Annotated in this window: 16 protein-coding genes; 13 read left to right on the top strand and 3 right to left on the bottom strand. The window is 59.0% G+C overall.

Annotated elements, in window-relative coordinates:
• Nucleotides 1-55 precede the first annotated feature (55 nt).
• Nucleotides 56-1,555, bottom strand: a complete 1,500-nt coding sequence (locus D5067_RS00295) for an MDR family MFS transporter (RefSeq protein ID WP_119936416.1) — start codon at nt 1,553-1,555, stop codon at nt 56-58.
• 78 nt (nt 1,556-1,633) lie between these two features.
• On the opposite strand from D5067_RS00295, the gene D5067_RS00290 reads away from it, so the two are divergent.
• On the top strand, nt 1,634-2,281 hold the full coding sequence (locus D5067_RS00290) for a TetR/AcrR family transcriptional regulator (protein ID WP_119936417.1): 648 nt from the start codon (nt 1,634-1,636) through the stop codon (nt 2,279-2,281).
• Here the strand turns inward: D5067_RS00290 and D5067_RS00285 are convergent.
• On the bottom strand, nt 2,278-2,697 hold the full coding sequence (locus D5067_RS00285) for a GNAT family N-acetyltransferase (protein WP_119936418.1): 420 nt from the start codon (nt 2,695-2,697) through the stop codon (nt 2,278-2,280). The two genes, D5067_RS00290 and D5067_RS00285, sit on opposite strands and share 4 nt — an antisense overlap.
• A 186-nt stretch (nt 2,698-2,883) precedes the next feature.
• On the opposite strand from D5067_RS00285, the gene D5067_RS00280 reads away from it, so the two are divergent.
• From D5067_RS00280 to D5067_RS00255, 6 genes are all read left to right on the top strand, one after another.
• Nucleotides 2,884-3,453, top strand: coding sequence for a TetR/AcrR family transcriptional regulator (locus D5067_RS00280; protein ID WP_119936419.1), 570 nt, complete (start codon nt 2,884-2,886; stop codon nt 3,451-3,453).
• 148 nt (nt 3,454-3,601) lie between these two features.
• The gene (locus D5067_RS00275) at nt 3,602-4,723 is read left to right on the top strand and encodes an efflux RND transporter periplasmic adaptor subunit (RefSeq protein ID WP_119936420.1); all 1,122 of its coding nucleotides are present in this window, start codon (nt 3,602-3,604) and stop codon (nt 4,721-4,723) included.
• Nucleotides 4,723-7,833 (top strand): efflux RND transporter permease subunit, encoded by a 3,111-nt coding sequence (locus D5067_RS00270; protein WP_119936421.1) that lies wholly within the window; start codon nt 4,723-4,725, stop codon nt 7,831-7,833. The genes D5067_RS00275 and D5067_RS00270 overlap by 1 nt, the downstream gene beginning before the upstream one ends.
• A complete protein-coding gene (locus D5067_RS00265; RefSeq protein ID WP_119936422.1) occupies nt 7,833-9,197 on the top strand; it encodes an efflux transporter outer membrane subunit in 1,365 nt (454 codons plus the stop codon). The genes D5067_RS00270 and D5067_RS00265 overlap by 1 nt, the downstream gene beginning before the upstream one ends.
• Before the next feature lie 49 nt (nt 9,198-9,246).
• Nucleotides 9,247-10,404, top strand: coding sequence for a multidrug effflux MFS transporter (locus D5067_RS00260; protein WP_119936423.1), 1,158 nt, complete (start codon nt 9,247-9,249; stop codon nt 10,402-10,404).
• A gap of 83 nt (nt 10,405-10,487) precedes the next feature.
• The gene (locus D5067_RS00255) at nt 10,488-10,784 is read left to right on the top strand and encodes a YicS family protein (RefSeq protein ID WP_104949781.1); all 297 of its coding nucleotides are present in this window, start codon (nt 10,488-10,490) and stop codon (nt 10,782-10,784) included.
• A gap of 48 nt (nt 10,785-10,832) precedes the next feature.
• Here D5067_RS00255 and D5067_RS00250 read toward each other — a convergent pair whose 3' ends face one another.
• The gene (locus D5067_RS00250) at nt 10,833-11,783 is read right to left on the bottom strand and encodes a LacI family DNA-binding transcriptional regulator (protein WP_119936424.1); all 951 of its coding nucleotides are present in this window, start codon (nt 11,781-11,783) and stop codon (nt 10,833-10,835) included.
• A 293-nt stretch (nt 11,784-12,076) separates the two neighbouring features.
• Between D5067_RS00250 and D5067_RS00245 the strand changes: the two genes are divergently transcribed.
• From D5067_RS00245 to D5067_RS00220, 6 genes are all read left to right on the top strand, one after another.
• Nucleotides 12,077-12,391: a PTS sugar transporter subunit IIB gene (locus tag D5067_RS00245; protein WP_119936425.1), complete on the top strand. Its 315-nt coding sequence runs from the start codon at nt 12,077-12,079 to the stop codon at nt 12,389-12,391.
• 11 nt (nt 12,392-12,402) lie between these two features.
• Entirely contained in the window at nt 12,403-13,728 is a 1,326-nt protein-coding gene (locus tag D5067_RS00240) for a PTS sugar transporter subunit IIC (RefSeq protein WP_119936426.1), read from the top strand.
• Between the two features lie 17 nt (nt 13,729-13,745).
• Nucleotides 13,746-15,122 (top strand): 6-phospho-beta-glucosidase GmuD, encoded by a 1,377-nt coding sequence (gene gmuD / locus D5067_RS00235; RefSeq protein ID WP_119936427.1) that lies wholly within the window; start codon nt 13,746-13,748, stop codon nt 15,120-15,122.
• A 5-nt stretch (nt 15,123-15,127) separates the two neighbouring features.
• Nucleotides 15,128-15,430: a PTS lactose/cellobiose transporter subunit IIA gene (locus tag D5067_RS00230; RefSeq protein ID WP_028015653.1), complete on the top strand. Its 303-nt coding sequence runs from the start codon at nt 15,128-15,130 to the stop codon at nt 15,428-15,430.
• A gap of 138 nt (nt 15,431-15,568) precedes the next feature.
• The gene (locus tag D5067_RS00225; protein WP_119936428.1) at nt 15,569-16,948 is read left to right on the top strand and encodes a carbohydrate porin; all 1,380 of its coding nucleotides are present in this window, start codon (nt 15,569-15,571) and stop codon (nt 16,946-16,948) included.
• 145 nt (nt 16,949-17,093) lie between these two features.
• Nucleotides 17,094-17,999 (top strand): EamA family transporter, encoded by a 906-nt coding sequence (locus D5067_RS00220; RefSeq protein WP_119936429.1) that lies wholly within the window; start codon nt 17,094-17,096, stop codon nt 17,997-17,999.
• The last annotated feature ends 8 nt before the right edge of the window (nt 18,000-18,007 follow it).

Below are 18,007 nucleotides of genomic sequence, written 5' to 3'. Positions count from 1 at the left end.
CCTACGCCCGGAGGTGTTGTAGGCCCGGTAAACAAAGCGCCACCGGGCGATGGAGTCACGCCTGCCGACGCAGCGGCGCCTCACGTAAAAACCACGACAGCGCAAACGCCAGCACCATAATCCCCGCCGCCAGCAGGAACACCGCGTGGATGGCCGAGCCGAACGCATCGAGATAGTCCAGCCTCAGGGCGTCTGGCAGATGATGAATGGCGGTCGGGTTCAGCTCGCGCGGCAGTTCCGCCCCTTCAGGCAGCCTGTCGACCAGCCCTGACTGCAGAACGTTCGTGAACACCGCGCCAAACAGCGCGACGCCAATGGCCCCGCCAATGGAACGGAAGAGCGTGACGCCAGAGGTGGCTACGCCGTATTGATCCGCCGACACGCTGTTCTGCACCGCAAGAACCAGCACCTGCATCACCAGGCCCAGCCCCATGCCCAGCACGCTGGTGAACAGGTACAGCTGCCAGGTCGGAGACGAGATAGAAATCCGGGTCAGTAAAAACATCCCCACCACGCCGAGCAGCGTGCCGAGGATCGGGAACAGACGGTATCTCCCGGTACGGCTGATGATCCGCCCGCTGATAATGGAGGTCAGCAGCAGCCCGCCCATCAGCGGGATGAGCTGCAGGCCGGCCTGCGTTGGCGTGGCGTCTTTCACGACCTGCAGGTACAGCGGCAGGAAGGTCACCGAGCCGAACAGCGACATGCCGATGATAAAGCCAATCAGGCTGCAGAGCAGGAAGCTGCGGTCGCGGAACAGCGACAGCGGGATGATTGGCTCCCACGCCAGCCGCTCCTCATAGATAAACCCGGCAATGCCCGTCAGGCCAAAGGCCAGAATGCACCACAGCTGCGGGTCGCTCCACTGGCGAACGGTTCCGCCTTCGGTGGTAAACAGGATGATGCACAGCAGCGCCATGCTGAGGTAAATCGCCCCCAGATAGTCAATCTCATGCCTGCTGCGCCGCGCGCTGCCGTGGAACACCGCACCAATCACCAGCAGGGCAAACAGCCCCAGCGGCAGGTTGATGTAGAAAATCCAGCGCCAGGAGACGTGCTGGACGATAAACCCGCCGATCAGCGGCCCAATGACCGTCGCCAGCCCGAATACGCCGCCAAACAGCCCCTGATAGCGCCCGCGATCGGCCGGCGGGATCACGTCCGCGACGGCGGCCATGCTGATGACCATCAGGCCGCCGCCGCCCAGCCCCTGCAGGGCGCGCATCAGCACCAGCTGAGTCATGTTTTGCGCCAGCCCGCACAGCGCGGAGCCCACGAGGAAAAGGACAATCGCGATTTGCAGGACGATTTTACGCCCAAACAGATCGCCGAACTTGCCGTACAGCGGCACCACGATGGTGGAGCTGAGGATATAGGCCGTTACCACCCATGAGAGCTTATCCAGCCCCCCAAGCTCGCCGACGATGGTCGGCAGCGCGGTAGAGACAATGGTCTGATCCAGCGCAGAGAGCAGCATCACCAGCAGCAGGGCGCTGAACAGCAGCTTAATCGACGGCGCTTTTTGCGCAGGTTGAGTCATTACGTCGGACTCCATAAGACATCACTTGAAATTAATTAATCGTATAATTAATATTTGTGTAAGTGATGAATAAGATCAAGAGATACTGCGACCATGTCAGCACAAAAAGACAATTCTGAACCGCGCCGCCCGGGACGTCCGCGCGGCGGCAAGCGCGTCACCGCCAGCCGCGAGCAGCTGCTGGATATCGCCCTTAACCTTTTTTCTCGTCAGGGGATCGCCAACACCTCGTTGAACGCTATCGCCAAAGAGGCAGGCGTCACGCCTGCGATGCTGCACTACTACTTCAACTCCCGAGAGCAGCTGTTGGATGCAATGGTTGAGGAGCGTTTCCTGCCGTTACGCAGCAAGATCGGCACCATTTTCGCCGATAACCGCGACTCTCCCGTCATTGCCCTCACGCAAATGGTGAAGGTGCTGGCCGAGCTGGCCGAAGAGTATCGCTGGTTTGCTCCCCTGTGGATGCAGGAAGTGATCGGTGAGATGCCCGTTCTGCGCACCCATCTCCAGGCGCGGTTTGGCGATGAAAAATATCAGGCGACGCTCGCCACCATCAAAGGCTGGCAGCAGGAAGGGAAGCTGAATAATGAACTGGCCCCGGAACTGCTGTTCACCACGCTGCTGAGCCTGGTGCTGGTGCCGTTCTCACGCATGCGCAATGACGAGAGGCTAAATGCCCTCTCGCCGGACCGAATTGTGCGTCATGCGCTGGCGGTGATTGGCAACGGGATGGGCGGTTAAAGCGCCTTCGCCAGATAGTGGCGCTGCATGCCCTCATACGGGTAATCCTGCAGGGACATCTGCAGCTGGTAGCCCTGTTTTTCATAGAAAGGGCGCGCCTGGAAGCTGGCGGTATCGACCAGCGCGTGCCTGCAGCCTTTGCGTCGCGCTTCGTCTTCGGCCGTTTTGATGAGCTGGCTGCCCACGCCGGAACCCCGAACGGTATCGCTGACCCACAGAAAGTCGATATTCAGCCAGTCGCCTTTACGCACCCCGATTAACCCGCCCAGCATTGCGCCATTATCGTCTCGCACGTAAACGCCAATATCGCCGCTAAAGGTTGCCAGATCTAAAAACTGCCCGTTATAGGCTCTTAGCCCCGTTAATAACTCTTCTTTTTCCTGCGGTGTGACGTTATCAGTCGTGCTCAGATGCATATTGTTCTCCTTATTTTCAGCGCAATCTGAATATCTCACAGCTTAACCTTCATAAAAACTCCTTATTTCCTCCATTGTTTAAACCAGGAAATATTCCTTCAATATGTAAATAAAAAAAGTCTTTCCAATACGCGCCTAAAACGTATAATGAGAACGATCATTCTCACTTTTACACGGTAGCCGACGATGAGCACTAAGCTGGAAGAACGTCAAAAACTGCGCCAGGACGAGATCGTTACCGCCGCGCGCCGCTGCTTTCGCGCCAGCGGGTTTCACGCCGCCAGCATGTCGCAGATTGCCAGCGAGGCGAGGCTCAGCGTCGGACAAATTTACCGTTATTTCAGTAACAAAGACGCGATTATTGAAGAGATGATCCGTCGCATCATCGACTCGCGCATCGAGGAGATGCAGGGTAAAACCCTGGTGGAAGGGATGCCGCAGGCGCTCGCATGGCGACAGACCCTCAACGAAGACGACGATGCGCTGATGCTCGAAATGTCCGCCGAGGCCACGCGCAATCCTCAGGTTGCCGCCATGCTGATCGAAGCCGAATCGCGCATGTTCGCCAACGCCTGCGCGCATCTGAAAAAACAGTTTCCCCACCTGAGCGACGAGCATATTCGCTGCTGCGTGGAGATTACCGCCGTGATGATCGAAGGAACGATTTACCGACGACTCACGCCGTTAAAAGTGCCGTCAGAACAATTAGAACCCCTTTATCAGGATATTTTAAATATGCTTTTCACTGCGAAGTAATCGCATATGAATAATTAGCGGGAATAAGTAATTCCCCTTTTTTACATTTCTGGCTCAGCCAGAGATGCGGTATCGCTGTGCCTTTAATTAGCCCTCCTTCCTGTTAAGCGATTAACAGGACAGGCATCGTTCACCCTGGAAAAAGATTATGAAAACCATAACAACCTCCATCGCGGCATTACTCCTCCTGACAGGGTGCGACAATGCGCAAACATCTGCTCCCCAGCGTCCTTTACCGGAAGTGGGGATTGTCACGCTCATGAGCCAGCCGGTCTCCGTCGTCAGCGAGCTGACCGGGCGCACCGCCGCCGCCATGAGCGCCGAAGTGCGCCCGCAGGTGGGCGGCATTATTCAGAAGCGGCTGTTCACCGAAGGCGATACGGTAAAGGCCGGGCAGGCGCTGTATCAGATCGACCCCGCCAGCTACCGCGCAGCCTACGATGAAGCCGCCGCGGCGCTGAAGCAGGCGCAGGCGCTGGTGCAGGCCGACTGCCAGAAAGCCCAGCGCTATGCGCAGCTGGTGAAAGACGACGGCGTGTCGCGTCAGGACGCCGAGGACGCGAAGTCCACCTGCGCGCAGGACAAGGCCAGCGTCGAGTCAAAGAAGGCCGCGCAGGAAAGCGCCCGCATTAACCTCAACTGGACCACCGTCACCGCGCCGATTGCCGGACGCATCGGCATCTCCTCCGTGACCCCCGGCGCGCTGGTGACAGCCCAGCAGGATACCGCCCTCGCCACCGTTCGCGGGCTCGACAGCATGTACGTCGATCTCACGCGTTCCAGCGCCGATCTGCTGCGTTTACGCAAGCAAACCCTTGCCACCAACAGCGATACGCTGAGCGTGTCGTTAATCCTCGAAGACGGCAGCACCTACGGCGAGAAAGGCCGTCTGGCGTTAACCGAAGTGGCGGTAGATGAATCGACCGGCTCCGTCACCCTGCGCGCCGTCTTCCCTAACCCGCAGCATCAGCTTCTGCCCGGCATGTTCGTTCGCGCAAGAGTGGATGAAGGCGTCATGAGCGACGCGATCCTCGCCCCGCAGCAGGGCATCACCCGCGACGCCAAAGGCACCGCCACCGCGCTGGTGGTAAACGCCAGCAGCAAGGTCGAGCAGCGTCAGCTGGAGACGGGCGATACCTATGGCGACAAATGGCTGGTACTGAGCGGCCTGAAGGCGGGCGATAAGCTGATTGTAGAAGGCACCGACAAAGTCACCGCCGGGCAGGAAGTGAAAGCCGAAGAGATGAAAGCCAGCGGAGGAAACGCCTGATGTTCTCCCGCTTCTTCGTGCGTCGCCCGGTCTTTGCCTGGGTCATCGCTATTCTCATCATGCTCGCCGGGATGCTGGCGATCCGCACGCTGCCGGTAGCGCAGTATCCGGACGTTGCCCCGCCGTCGATCAAAATCTCCGCCACCTACACCGGCGCCTCCGCGCAGACGCTGGAAAACAGCGTGACGCAGGTGATCGAGCAGCAGCTCACCGGGCTGGATAACCTGCTCTACTTCACCTCCACCAGCAGCTCGGACGGGTCGGTAAGCATCAACGTCACCTTCGAGCAGGGAACCGACCCGGACACCGCGCAGGTGCAGGTGCAGAACAAGGTTCAGCAGGCGGAATCCCGCCTGCCGACCGAGGTGCAGCAGTCCGGCATTACCGTCGAGAAATCGCAGAGCAACTTCCTGCTGATCATGGGCGTGTATGACAAAACCGACGCCGCCAGCAGCTCGGATATCGCCGACTGGCTGGTGAGCAATATGCAGGACCCGCTGGCGCGCGTGGAGGGCGTCGGGAGCCTGCAGGTGTTCGGGGCGGAATACGCCATGCGCATCTGGCTCGATCCGGCGAAGCTGGCGTCGTACTCGCTGATGCCGTCCGACGTGCAGAGCGCGATCGAAGCCCAGAACGTGCAGGTCTCCGCCGGTAAAATCGGCGCGCTGCCCTCGTCTAATGCCCAGCAGCTGACCGCCACCGTGCGCGCCCAGTCGCGCCTGCAGACGGTCGATCAGTTCAAAAAGATCATCGTGAAGAGCCAGTCCAACGGCGCGGTCGTGCACATTAGCGACGTCGCCCGCGTGGAGATGGGCAGCGAAGACTACACCGCCACGGCGAAGCTGAACGGCCACCCGGCGGCGGGTATGGCGGTCATGCTCTCACCGGGCGCGAACGCGCTCAACACCGCCACGGCGGTAAAAGACAAGATTGCCGAGTTCAAAAAGTCGATGCCGGAAGGCTACGACGTGGCCTACCCGAAGGACAGCACCGAGTTCATCAAGATCTCCGTTGAGGACGTGATTCAGACCCTGTTCGAAGCCATTATCCTCGTGGTGGTAGTGATGTACCTGTTCCTGCAGAACATCCGCGCGACGCTGATCCCGGCGCTGGCGGTACCGGTCGTTCTGCTGGGCACCTTCGGCGTGCTGGCGCTGTTCGGCTACTCCATCAATACCCTGACGCTGTTTGCGATGGTGCTGGCGATTGGGCTTCTGGTGGATGACGCCATCGTGGTGGTGGAAAACGTCGAGCGTATTATGCGCGACGAGGGGCTGCCCGCCCGTGAAGCGACCGAAAAATCGATGGGCGAAATCTCCGGCGCGCTGATCGCCATTGCGCTGGTGCTCTCCGCGGTATTCCTGCCGATGGCCTTCTTTGGCGGCTCCACCGGGGTGATTTACCGCCAGTTCTCGGTCACCATTATTTCGGCGATGTTCCTCTCCGTGGTGGTGGCGTTAACCCTGACCCCGGCGCTCTGCGGCGCGATCCTGCGCCATACGCCCCCGCACAAAAAGGGCTTCTTCGGCGCGTTTAACCGCTTCTACAGCAGGACCGAGCACGGCTACCAGAACAAGGTACTGCGCGCCCTGCGCCGCTCCGGCGGCATGATGGTCATCTACGCCCTGCTCTGCGGCGCGATGGGCTTCGCGATGCTGAAGCTGCCGGGCAGCTTCCTGCCGACGGAAGATCAGGGCGAAATCATGGTGCAGTACACCCTGCCTGCTGGCGCAACCACGGTACGTACCGCCGAGGTAAGCCGCCAGGTGCGCGAGTGGTTCCTCACCAAAGAGAAAGCCAATACCAACGTCATCTTCACCATTGAAGGCTTCAGCTTCAGCGGCAGCGGCCAGAACGCCGGGATGGCGTTCGTCTCCCTGAAAAACTGGTCAGAGCGTAAAGGCGACGAGAATACCGCGCAGGCCATTGCCCTGCGCGCCACGCAGGAGCTGAGCACCGTTCGGGATGCCACTATATTCGCCATGACGCCTCCGGCGGTTGATGGTTTAGGCCAGAGCAACGGCTTTACCTTTGAGCTGATGGCCAGCGGCGGCACCGACCGCGACGCGCTGCTGAAGCTGCGTAACCAGCTGATTGGCGAAGCCAATCAGGACGATTCGCTGCACGCCGTGCGCGCCAACGATCTGCCGCAGATGCCGCAGCTGCAGGTGGATATTGATAACAACAAGGCCGTGTCGCTGGGGCTGTCCCTGAGCGACGTTACCGACACCCTCTCCAGCGCCTGGGGCGGGACCTACGTGAACGATTTTATCGATCGCGGCCGCGTGAAAAAGGTCTACATCCAGGGCGACAGCGACTACCGCGCCGTGCCGTCGGATCTCAACAAATGGTTTGTGCGCGGCAGCGACAGCACCATGACCCCGTTCTCCGCCTTCGCCACCACCCGCTGGGAGTATGGCCCGGAAAGCCTGGTGCGCTACAACGGCTCGGCGGCGTATGAAATTCAGGGCGAAAACGCCAGCGGCGCAAGCTCCGGCACGGCGATGAGCAAAATGGAGCAGCTGGCAAACAGCCTGCCGTCCGGCAGCACCTGGGCGTGGAGCGGCTTGTCGCTGCAGGAAAAGCTGGCGAGCGGCCAGGCGATGAGCCTGTATGCCCTCTCCATCCTGGTCGTGTTCCTGTGCCTGGCGGCGCTGTATGAGAGCTGGTCGGTGCCGATCTCGGTCATTCTGGTGATCCCGCTTGGCGTGCTGGGCGCGGCCGTCGCCGCCTCCCTGCGCGGGCTGAACAACGACGTCTACTTCCAGGTGGCGCTGCTGACCACCATCGGCCTGTCGTCGAAGAACGCCATCCTGATTGTGGAGTTTGCCGAAGCCAAAGTCGCAGAAGGGTACTCCCTGACGCGCGCCGCGCTGCGTGCCGCCCAGACGCGTCTGCGTCCGATCATCATGACCTCGCTGGCGTTTATTGCAGGGGTGACGCCGCTGGCGATTGCCACCGGTGCCGGGGCCAACAGCCGCGTGGCGATCGGTACCGGCATCATCGGCGGGACGCTGGCCGCCACGCTGCTGGCGATTTTCTTCGTCCCCTTATTCTTTGTACTGGTGAAACGTCTGTTCTCCGGTAAGCACGCAAACCGGAGGCCATAATGTTTCGTGTCACTGTTTTAGCGTTAGCCCTGCTGAGCGCAGGCTGCGTGTCGTTAGACCCAACGTATCAGCGTCCGGACGCCCCCGTCCCGGCAACCTTGCCCGGCGCGCACGGCGAAGCCACCGCCGTGGTGAGCCAGTGGCAGCAGGTGATGAACGATGCGCGGCTGAAAAGCGTGGTGACGATGGGGCTTAACAGCAACCGCGACGTGCAAAAAGCGATTGCGGATATCGACGCCGCCCGCGCCCTGTATGGTGAAACGCGCTCATCCCTGTTCCCGACGGTGGACGCCGGGCTGAGCCACACCCGCAGCCGCACGCTGGCGAGCGGCGTGACAACCAGCGACGAAGCCAACGGTGCGGTCTCAAGCTTCGAGCTGGATCTGTTTGGCCGCAACCAGAGCCTCTCCCGCGCCGCGCGTGAAACCTGGCTTGCCAGCGAGTTCACCGCGCAGAACACGCGCCTGACGATGGTCAGCGAGCTGACTACGGCCTGGGTGACGCTGGCGGCGGACAACAGCAATCTGGCGCTGGCGGAATCCACCATGGAGAGCGCCGCGAACTCGCTCAAAATCGTCAAACGCCAGCAGGAAGTAGGCGTCGCGGCCGCCACGGACGTCAGCTCGGCGATGGCGGTTTACCAGCAGGCGCGCGCCAGCGTGGCGAGCTACCGGACGCTGGTAATGCAGGATAAAAATGCCCTCAACCTGCTGGCGGGCGATACGGTGCCGGAGAACCTGCTGCCCGGCACGCTGGAGAGCCTGAGCGATAACGCCATCACGCTGATCCCGGCGGGCGTCAGCTCCAGCGCGCTGCTGCGTCGCCCGGACATTCAGGAGGCCGAGCATAACCTGCTGAGCGCCAACGCCAACATCGGCGCGGCGCGCGCCAACTTCTTCCCGACCATTTCCCTGACCGCCAGCGCGGGCGTCGGCAGCGATTCGCTGTCATCCCTGTTCAGCCATGGGATGAAGGTCTGGTCATTCGCGCCGTCCATCACCCTGCCGCTGTTCAGCGGCGGGAACAACCTGGCGCAGCTGCGCTATGCGGAAGCGGAGAAGAAAGGGCTGATCGCCACCTATGAGAAAACCATCCAGAGCGCGTTTAAGGACGTGGCCGACGCGCTGGCGCGACGCGAAACCCTGAGCGAGCAGCTCGACGCCCAGCGCGAATACGTCGCGGCGGAGCAGAAAACGCTGGATGTGGCCACCCGCAGCTATAAGGCGGGCGCAGGGGATTATCTGACGGTACTGACCGCGCAGCGGTCGCTGTGGTCGGCGCAGGAATCGCTGATTGCGCTACAGCAAACCGACCTGGAGAACCGCATCACGCTGTGGCAGTCGCTGGGCGGCGGGATCCAGTAACATCACTGCCGGGCGGCGCAACGTTGCCCGGCCATCAGGGTAAATACCTATGGCAAAACTCTCTTTTTCTTTTGCGGCCATTCTTGGCCTGCTGACGGCGATCGGGCCGCTGTGCTCTGATTTTTATCTTCCGGCGCTGCCGGAGATCGCCACCGAGCTCAACGCCTCCACCACGCTGACCCAGCTTTCGCTGACCTCGGCGCTGATTGGCCTGGGGCTGGGGCAACTCTTTTTCGGCCCGCTAAGCGATCGTATCGGACGTAAAACGCCGCTGCTGTTTTCGCTTCTGCTGTTTGTAATGGCCTCCGTGCTTTGCGCGAGCACGCAGAATATTTACGCCCTGATCGGCTGGCGGTTTGTGCAGGGCGTTGCCGGTGCGGGCGGCTCCGTACTCGCACGCTCCATCGCCCGCGATAGCTATCACGGCACGATGCTGACGCAGTTTTTTGCCCTGCTGATGACGGTTAACGGCATCGCGCCCGTGGTGTCTCCGGTACTCGGGGGCTATATCGCGTCGCACTTCGACTGGCGGATGCTGTTCTGGGTGATGGCCGGGGCGGGTCTGGCGCTGCTGATCGCCAGCCAGCTGTTTATCCGCGAGTCCCTCACTGAGAAACAGAGCGGGGGTTCGCTGGCGCAAACCGCCAGGACAGTACTTAAAAATCGTCGCTTCATGCGCTACTGCCTGATCCAGGCCTTCATGCTGGCGGGCCTGTTCTCCTATATCGGGGCATCCTCCTTTGTGATGCAAAACGAGTATGGCCTGAGCGCAATGCAGTTCAGCCTGCTGTTCGGCGTGAACGGTATCGGGCTTATCGTCTCGGCGCTGATTTTCTCCCGCCTGGCACGCCGCCATCCGGCGGAAGGGTTAATGCAAATAGGCCTGGTGTTGGCCGTGTCCTGCGCGGGGCTGACGTTGCTCTTTGCGTGGATGCAGCTATCCGTGCCGGCGCTGGTTGCACTCTTTTTCACCGTCGCGTTTAACAGCGGGATTAGCACCATTGCGGGTTCAGAAGCGATGAGCGCCGTCGACGTGAAGGAGTCCGGCACGGCGTCGGCTATCCTGGGCATGCTGATGTTTTTATTTGGCGGCATCGCAACGCCCCTTGCCGGTATCGGCGGAGAAACGATGCTCAAAATGAGCCTGGCGATACTCCTGAGCTACTGTATTGCGCTGGCAATCGGGTCCCGGACGCAGAAAGCGTAAATTCATACTTTTGACTGGAGTCGCTACACTGAATGTAACGATATATTTCATTGGAAGCATGTGAATTCTAAAGGGGGTTGTTGATGAAAGCTGCGCATCTGGTCTGCCTGCTGGTTTGTCTGCTCTTCGCCGCGTTTGTCCATGCTCAGGAAAAAGAGGATCCGGCGAAAGAGGCGCAAATAAAGCAGCAGGTCCTTAAAGATATTAAGAAAACCTGCACGCCACAGAAAAAACAGAGCGATAAGGCCTGGCAGGCGATGATTTTGTCGTCGGAGGCCAACCAGCTGCTGATCAAAAACGCCATCACCGCCGTGAAGCGCGACAACCTGGACGCCTACTGGGATGCCGTCAGTCAGGTAGATTGTATGGAAGACTATTGAATGCTGCTCGCCGGGTGGCGCTGCGCTTACCCGGCCTACATCACACGTTTAACGCTTCCGCACGTCCGGAATAATGAGATCCCCGCGCAGCACGTAGGACCCCAGCATCTGCGTTTTCTCCGTCAGCCAGCTGACAATCCTGGCCGCCATCGCATCCATTGAATACTCAATGGCCGGGATCACCGGAATACCCGGCAGGTGCAGCGACCCGCCCAGGCTGAAGACCATGATGTCGTCCGGCACCGATTTATTAAACGCCTGCAGCTGCGGGATCACCCGCTGGGCTTCCTGCTCGTCGGCCACCAGCAGCGCGTTGAAGTTCAGCGTGCTGGCGTTGTTCAGCAGCTCCTGCAGCGCAACGGACGACGAGGTCGCGTCCATAAAGACGAGGTTGCGATTAAAGGGGAGGAAGTTTTTCTCCAGCGCGTGCTTGTAGCCGAGCAGCACCTGGTCGGCAAAACCGCTGCCGTGCGGGTGGATCAGCGCAATCTGGCGGCGACCCTGGCTGGTGAGGTAGTTACAGGCGGTTTCGGCGGCAAACGCGTGATCGAAATGGATGCTGTTGACGTTATCGGACTCCATACAGTCAACGAGAATGACGTTGTCCATGTCGACGTCCAGCGGGAAACGCGCGCCAATCACCAGGATGTCGTCACACAGGCCGCAGGAGAGTTCTTCGAGGGCGTTCATCACTTCCGCTTTGCTGTGCGCGAAACGCAGCAGGAGGTGTTTTTGATGCTGGCTGAGCTGTTTTTCCAGCGCGTACAGATAACCGGTGGTCTGGTTTATGTTCTCCTGCGCGCAAATCACGCCAATGCAGCCCGTCGACTGACTGAGCAGCGACTGTGCAATCACGTTGGGCCGATAGTTCAGCTCATCCACCGCTTTTAAAACGGCCTGACGGCTGGCTTCCTTCACGCCGCGTGACCCGCTCAACACCCGTGATACCGTGGCTTTGGACACCCCGGCCAGACGTGATACATCGTTGATTGTAGACATCTCTCTCCCCTGGCAGGCCGACTTCACGCCTGCAAATTCCATTACCGCTACGGCTCACATTATAGCCAGTACGGAGTATATCCGTTTCCGTTTTTCATGGAAACCGATTTTCCGTTTCCACTCAAAATGACGTCATAACAGCCAAATTCCGTGATGCAGATCGTGGTAATAAGCCCCATAAGCACAGCTTCTTGATGGTTGTCACACTTCTGCCTTTTATAAATGGAAACCGGTTTCCGTATGATGTCCAATCATCTCCGCAATAACTTTTTACATTTAGAGGATGGTTGTCGATGTTCAAGATTATGCTGTGCTGCTCTGCCGGGATGTCCACCAGCCTGCTGGTCAGCAAAATGGTCGATGTCGCGAATGAACGTGGTTTGCCGGTGAAGATTGATGCGTACGGTGTTTCCGAATTTGATACGCAGTTTCCGCAATACCAGGTTGTCCTTCTCGGACCGCAAGTGAAATACATGTTAAAGACGCTCTCAGACAAGGCGGCGACGCAAGGCATTCCGGTACAGCCCATCGACATGATGGACTACGGCATGCAGCGTGGCGATAAAGTACTGGACTATGCTCTGTCGCTCATCGAAGCGGCACACTAAAAGGTGTTCACATGAGTTCGTTATATCAATCGATGGTCGCGGTGATTGAGCAGTCAATTACCCCGCTGGCCGCGAAGCTGGGTCAGCAAAAGTATGTGATTGCAATCCGCGACGGCTTTACCGCCGCGCTGCCGTTTATGATCATCGGCTCGTTTATGCTGGTGTTCATCTTCCCGCCGTTCTCGGCGGATACCACCAACAGCTTTGCCCGCGGCTGGCTGGATTTCTCCCAGACCTACCGCGAGCAGCTGATGCTGCCGTTTAACCTCAGCATGGGCGTCATGACCTTCTTCATCTCGGTGGGGATTGGGGCAAGCCTGGGACGCCAGTTCAACCTCGACCCGGTGATGGCCGGCCTGCTGGCCTTTATGGCCTTCCTGCTGGTCGCCGCGCCCTATGCCGACGGCAAAATCTCGACCCAGTATCTTTCTGGCCAGGGGATTTTCACTGCGCTTATCACCGCGATTTACTCCACCCGCGTGTATGCGTGGCTGAAGGAAAACAAAGTCACCATTCGCCTGCCGAAGGAAGTGCCGACCGGCGTGGCGCGCTCGTTTGAGATCCTGATCCCGGTGATGGTGGTGATCGGGACGCTGCACCCGCTGAACCTGTTTATCGAAGCGCAGACCGGGATGATCATCCCGCAGGCGATCATGCACCTGCTGGAGCCGCTGGTGTCCGCGTCTGACTCCCTGCCCGCCATTCTGCTCTCCGTGCTGCTGTGCCAGATCTTCTGGTTCGCCGGTATCCACGGCTCGCTGATTGTCACCGGCATCATGAACCCGTTCTGGATGGCAAACCTCTCCGCAAACCAGGCGGCGCTCGCCGCAGGCGCGGCGCTGCCGCACGTTTACCTGCAGGGCTTCTGGGATCACTACCTGCTGATTGGCGGCGTAGGTTCAACCCTGCCGCTGGCGTTCCTGCTGCTGCGCAGCCGCGTTACCCACCTGCGCACCATCGGTAAAATGGGCGTTGTGCCAAGCTTCTTTAACATCAACGAGCCGATTCTGTTCGGCGCGCCGATCATCATGAACCCGATGCTGTTTATCCCGTTCGTGTTCGTTCCGCTGGTCAACGCCTGCCTGGCGTACGGCGCAACCCGGCTTGGCTGGCTGGCACAGGTTGTGTCGTTAACGCCGTGGACAACCCCTGCACCGATTGGCGCGTCGTGGGCGGCAAACTGGGCGCTCAGCCCGGTGGTGATGTGTCTGGTCTGTATGGTGATGTCCGCGCTGATGTATCTGCCGTTCCTGCGCGCCTATGAGCGTACGCTCATCAAAAACGAAGAGCAGAAGGCCCAGGCAACCGTCGGTAACGCTGAAACAGTTAGCAATTAAGTCAAAGAGGAATGGTCATGAAATACGCATTTCCCGATAGCTTCTGGTGGGGCAGCGCGAGCTCCGCTCTCCAGACGGAAGGGGCAAGAGAGGGTGAAACCACGTGGGATTACTGGTTTGCCCGCGAGCCGAACCGTTTTCACAACGGCGTGGGGCCGCAGCATACCTCCACGTTCTATCAGCACTGGAAAACGGATATTCAGCTGTTAAAGCAGCTGAACCACAACAGCTTTCGCACCTCGATTAGCTGGGCGCGCCTGATCCCCGACGGCATCGGTGAAGTGAACCCGGAAGCGGTCGATTTTTACAATCAGGTGATTGATGAGCTAAACGAGCAGGGCATCACGCCGTTTATGACCCTGTTCCACTTCGACATGCCGATGGCGATGCAGGAAATCGGCGGCTGGGAAAACCGCGACGTGGTGGACGCTTACGCCCGCTATGCGCAGATCTGCTTCGAGCTGTTCGGCGACCGCGTGCTGCACTGGTTTACCTTCAACGAGCCGATCGTGCCGGTGGAAGGCGGCTATCTGTACGACTTCCACTATCCGAACGTGGTGGATTTCAAGCGGGCAGCCACCGTGGCGTATCACACCGTGCTGGCCCACGCGCAGGCCGTCCGCGCCTATCGCGCCGGGCATTACGCGGGTGAAATTGGCATCGTGCTGAACCTGACGCCGTCCTATCCGCGCTCGCAGAACCCGGCAGACGTGAAGGCGGCAAACGTTGCGGACCTGATGTTTAACCGCAGCTTCCTTGACCCGGTCCTGCGCGGCGAATACCCGGCGGACCTCGTAGCGCTGCTGAAATCCTACGATCAATTACCCGCCTGTAAACCGGAAGACGGTTTCCTGATTGCGGAAGGGAAAATCGACCTGCTCGGCGTGAACTACTATCAGCCGCGTCGCGTGAAGTGTCGCGACAGCGCGGTGAACCCGCAGGCGCCGTTTATGCCGGAGTGGTTCTTTGATAGCTACGAGATGCCGGGCCGCAAGATGAACCCGTACCGCGGCTGGGAAATCTACGAGCCGGGTATTTACGATATTCTGGTCAACCTGCGCGACAATTACGGCAACCCACGCTGCTTTATTTCTGAAAACGGCATGGGCGTCGAAAACGAGCAGCGCTTTATTGAAAACGGCCAGATAAACGATCAATACCGCATTGAGTTTATTTCTGAGCATTTAGCCTGGCTGCATAAGGGTATTATCGAAGGGTGCAATTGTCTTGGCTACCATATGTGGACGTTTATTGATAACTGGTCATGGTGCAATGCGTACAAAAATCGCTACGGGTTTATCCAGCTCGATTTAGCCACGCAGAAGCGCACTATTAAAAAGAGCGGAGAGTGGTTTGCCGCCACCGCGTTGAATAACAGTTTTGACAGAGAGTAATAGTGATGATCGTCTTAGAAGAAGCCGTAATGGAAATTATCGTCAATGCCGGTCAGTCCCGCAGCCTGTGCTTTGAAGCGCTGCACGCGGCGCGTCAGGGCAACATCGACGAAGCGAAAAGCCTGCTGCGCGAAGCCGATGGCTACGCGCGCCAGGCGCACAAGATGCAGACCAAACTGATCGAGCAGGATGCGGGCGAAGCCCGCCAGCCGATGACCTTAATTATGGTGCACGCGCAGGATCACTTAATGAATTCCTTATTAGCGCGTGAATTATCCGAAGAAATTATTCATCTATATCAGAGATAGTCTATGGCGAAATAAAATTACTGTAATACCTCTGTACCCTAAATAGAGATCCACTTGTTCTGATGATAGCGACATACTCTGTCAGATCGGAGCGGGATGGTTATTGTCTGAATAAAATTAAACTATATTGAGATAACCATGAATACGATTAAAAAACTTCCATTAACAATGGCGGTTATCGCCGCGCTTTGCCCAATTTCCGTGCTCGCACAAGAATTCACCCAGGAGCAAATCGACGCCATTGTGGCCAAAGCGGTGGACAAAGCCCTGGCAGATCGTCAGGCCAAAATGGACGCGGCGGTCGCGAAAAAAGCGGACGTGGTGACCGAGCCGCAAAGCGCGGCGCAGTCTCCCGATATGGCGATCCCGTTCGGGATTAAATTTACCGGCTACGCCCGCTACGGCGCGCACTTCCAGGCCGCGGATCAGAAATACGTGGCGGTGGACGGTTCCTACAACGGCGCGTCCGCGATTGGTCGTCTGGGCAACGAAGGCAACGGCGGGGAGTTCCAGCTCTCCAAGGCCTTCAAGGGTGAAAACGGCGCCATCTGGGACGTTAACGTGATGATCGACCACTGGGGAGACGAGGTTAACCTGAAAAAAGCCTACGCGGGGGTGACCAACATTATGGCCTCCAACCCGAACGCCTATTTCTGGGCCGGCCGTGACTTCCACCAGCGTCCGCAGCAGGGCATCAACGACTACTTCTGGATGAACCACGACGGCCAGGGCGCCGGGGTGAAGAACTTCGATATCGGCGGCGTGCAGTTTGACGTTGCGACCGTGGCGGCGGTGGAATCCTGTAGCCCGGAAGTGATGGAGGATGAGGCCAACCCGTCGCGCATCACCTGTACCGGCGGCTCCGGCACGGGCGACAAGGGCAACTACGCCGCGACCTCAAAAATTCACGGCATGAAGCTCGGCCCTATCGACCTGGAGCTGTACGCCAACTACGGCTTTGACTCCAAAGCCATTGAGAGCGACGAGCGTCTGAACGCCTGGCAGGGCGGCGTGGTGCTGAGCCACACCAACGACAGCGGCGTGAACAAGGTGATCGCCCGCTACTCCGATAACTCGGACAACAGCGTGTTCAATAAAACCGAGGATTTGACCACGGTCTACGCCAGCTTCGAAGGGCTGTACAAATTCACCCAGGCGACGCAGGTAGAGTACATCCTCGCCTTCCACGACTACGACAACAGCCGTGACAGCACCGACAACCGTAAGAACTACAACGCCATCGTGCGCCCGATGCACTGGTGGAACGACGTTCACTCGACCTGGCTGGAAGCGGGCTGGCAGCACGTTGATTATGACAACGGCGGCGACAACAAGGGCTGGAAGCTGACCCTGTCGCAGAACATGTCCATCGCCATGGGGCCGGAGTTCCGCCCGATGCTGCGCTTCTACGTGACCGGCGGTAAGGTGGATAACGAACGCACCGCGCGCGTGAACAACACCAAAGACGAAACCCTCGACGACTTCAACGTCGGCGCGATGTGGGAGGCGTGGTTCTAAGGTAAAAGCAAAACGGCAACGCAACGTTGCCGTTTTTAGTGTTTGCTCCCTCTCCCCGTGGGAGAGGGCCGGGGTGAGGGCATCAGGCCGCACACAACCATGCTATGCTGTTGACCGAATTAAAGACAACATAGCAGGGGAGAACATGGGTTCCACACGCAAAGGGATGCTAAACGTCCTGATCGCCGCCGTTTTATGGGGCAGCTCGGGGGTTTGCGCGCAGTACATCATGGAGAAAAGCCACATTTCTTCGCCTTACCTGACCATGGTTCGCCTATTGTTTACCGGCGTGATCCTGCTGACGTTATCCTTCGTGCACGGCGACAAGATTTTCTCGGTCATCAAGCATCGCAAAGACGCCCTCAGCCTGCTGATTTTCTCACTCGTCGGCGCGCTCACCGTGCAGCTCACCTTCCTGCTGACGATTGAAAAATCCAACGCCGCGACCGCTACCGTGCTGCAGTTCCTGTCCCCGACCATCATCGTGGCGTGGTTCGCCCTGGCGCGGAAAAAGCGCCCCGGCGTGTTTGTGCTGTCGGCCATTCTGACGTCGCTTATCGGCACGTTTCTGCTGGTGACCCACGGCGACCCAACCTCGCTCTCCATCTCGCCTGCCGCGCTGTTCTTCGGCATCGCCTCGGCGTTTGCCGCCGCGTTTTATACCACGTATCCGTCGACGCTGATCGCCCGCTACGGCACGCTGCCGATTGTCGGCTGGAGCATGTTGATTGCCGGCCTAATGCTGACGCCGTTCTACGCCGGGCGCGGGACCACGTTCGTGATTGACGGCAGCCTGCTGCTGGCGTTTTTCTATCTGGTGGTGATTGGCACCGCGCTGACGTTCAGCCTGTACCTGAAAGGCGCACAGATGATCGGCGGGCCGAAGGCGAGCATTCTGAGCTGCGCCGAGCCGCTGAGCAGCGCGCTGCTGTCGGTGCTGCTGCTGGGCGTGGCGTTTACATTGCCGGACTGGCTGGGGACGCTGCTGATTGTGTCGTCGGTGGTGCTGATTTCGATGGATTCGCGCAGAAGGGTTAAGGCATCGGCGTAGCCTGATGT

Source organism: Enterobacter huaxiensis (assembly GCF_003594935.2).
Classification (GTDB): domain Bacteria; phylum Pseudomonadota; class Gammaproteobacteria; order Enterobacterales; family Enterobacteriaceae; genus Enterobacter; species Enterobacter huaxiensis.
This window is presented reverse-complemented; position numbering and strand designations above follow the sequence as displayed.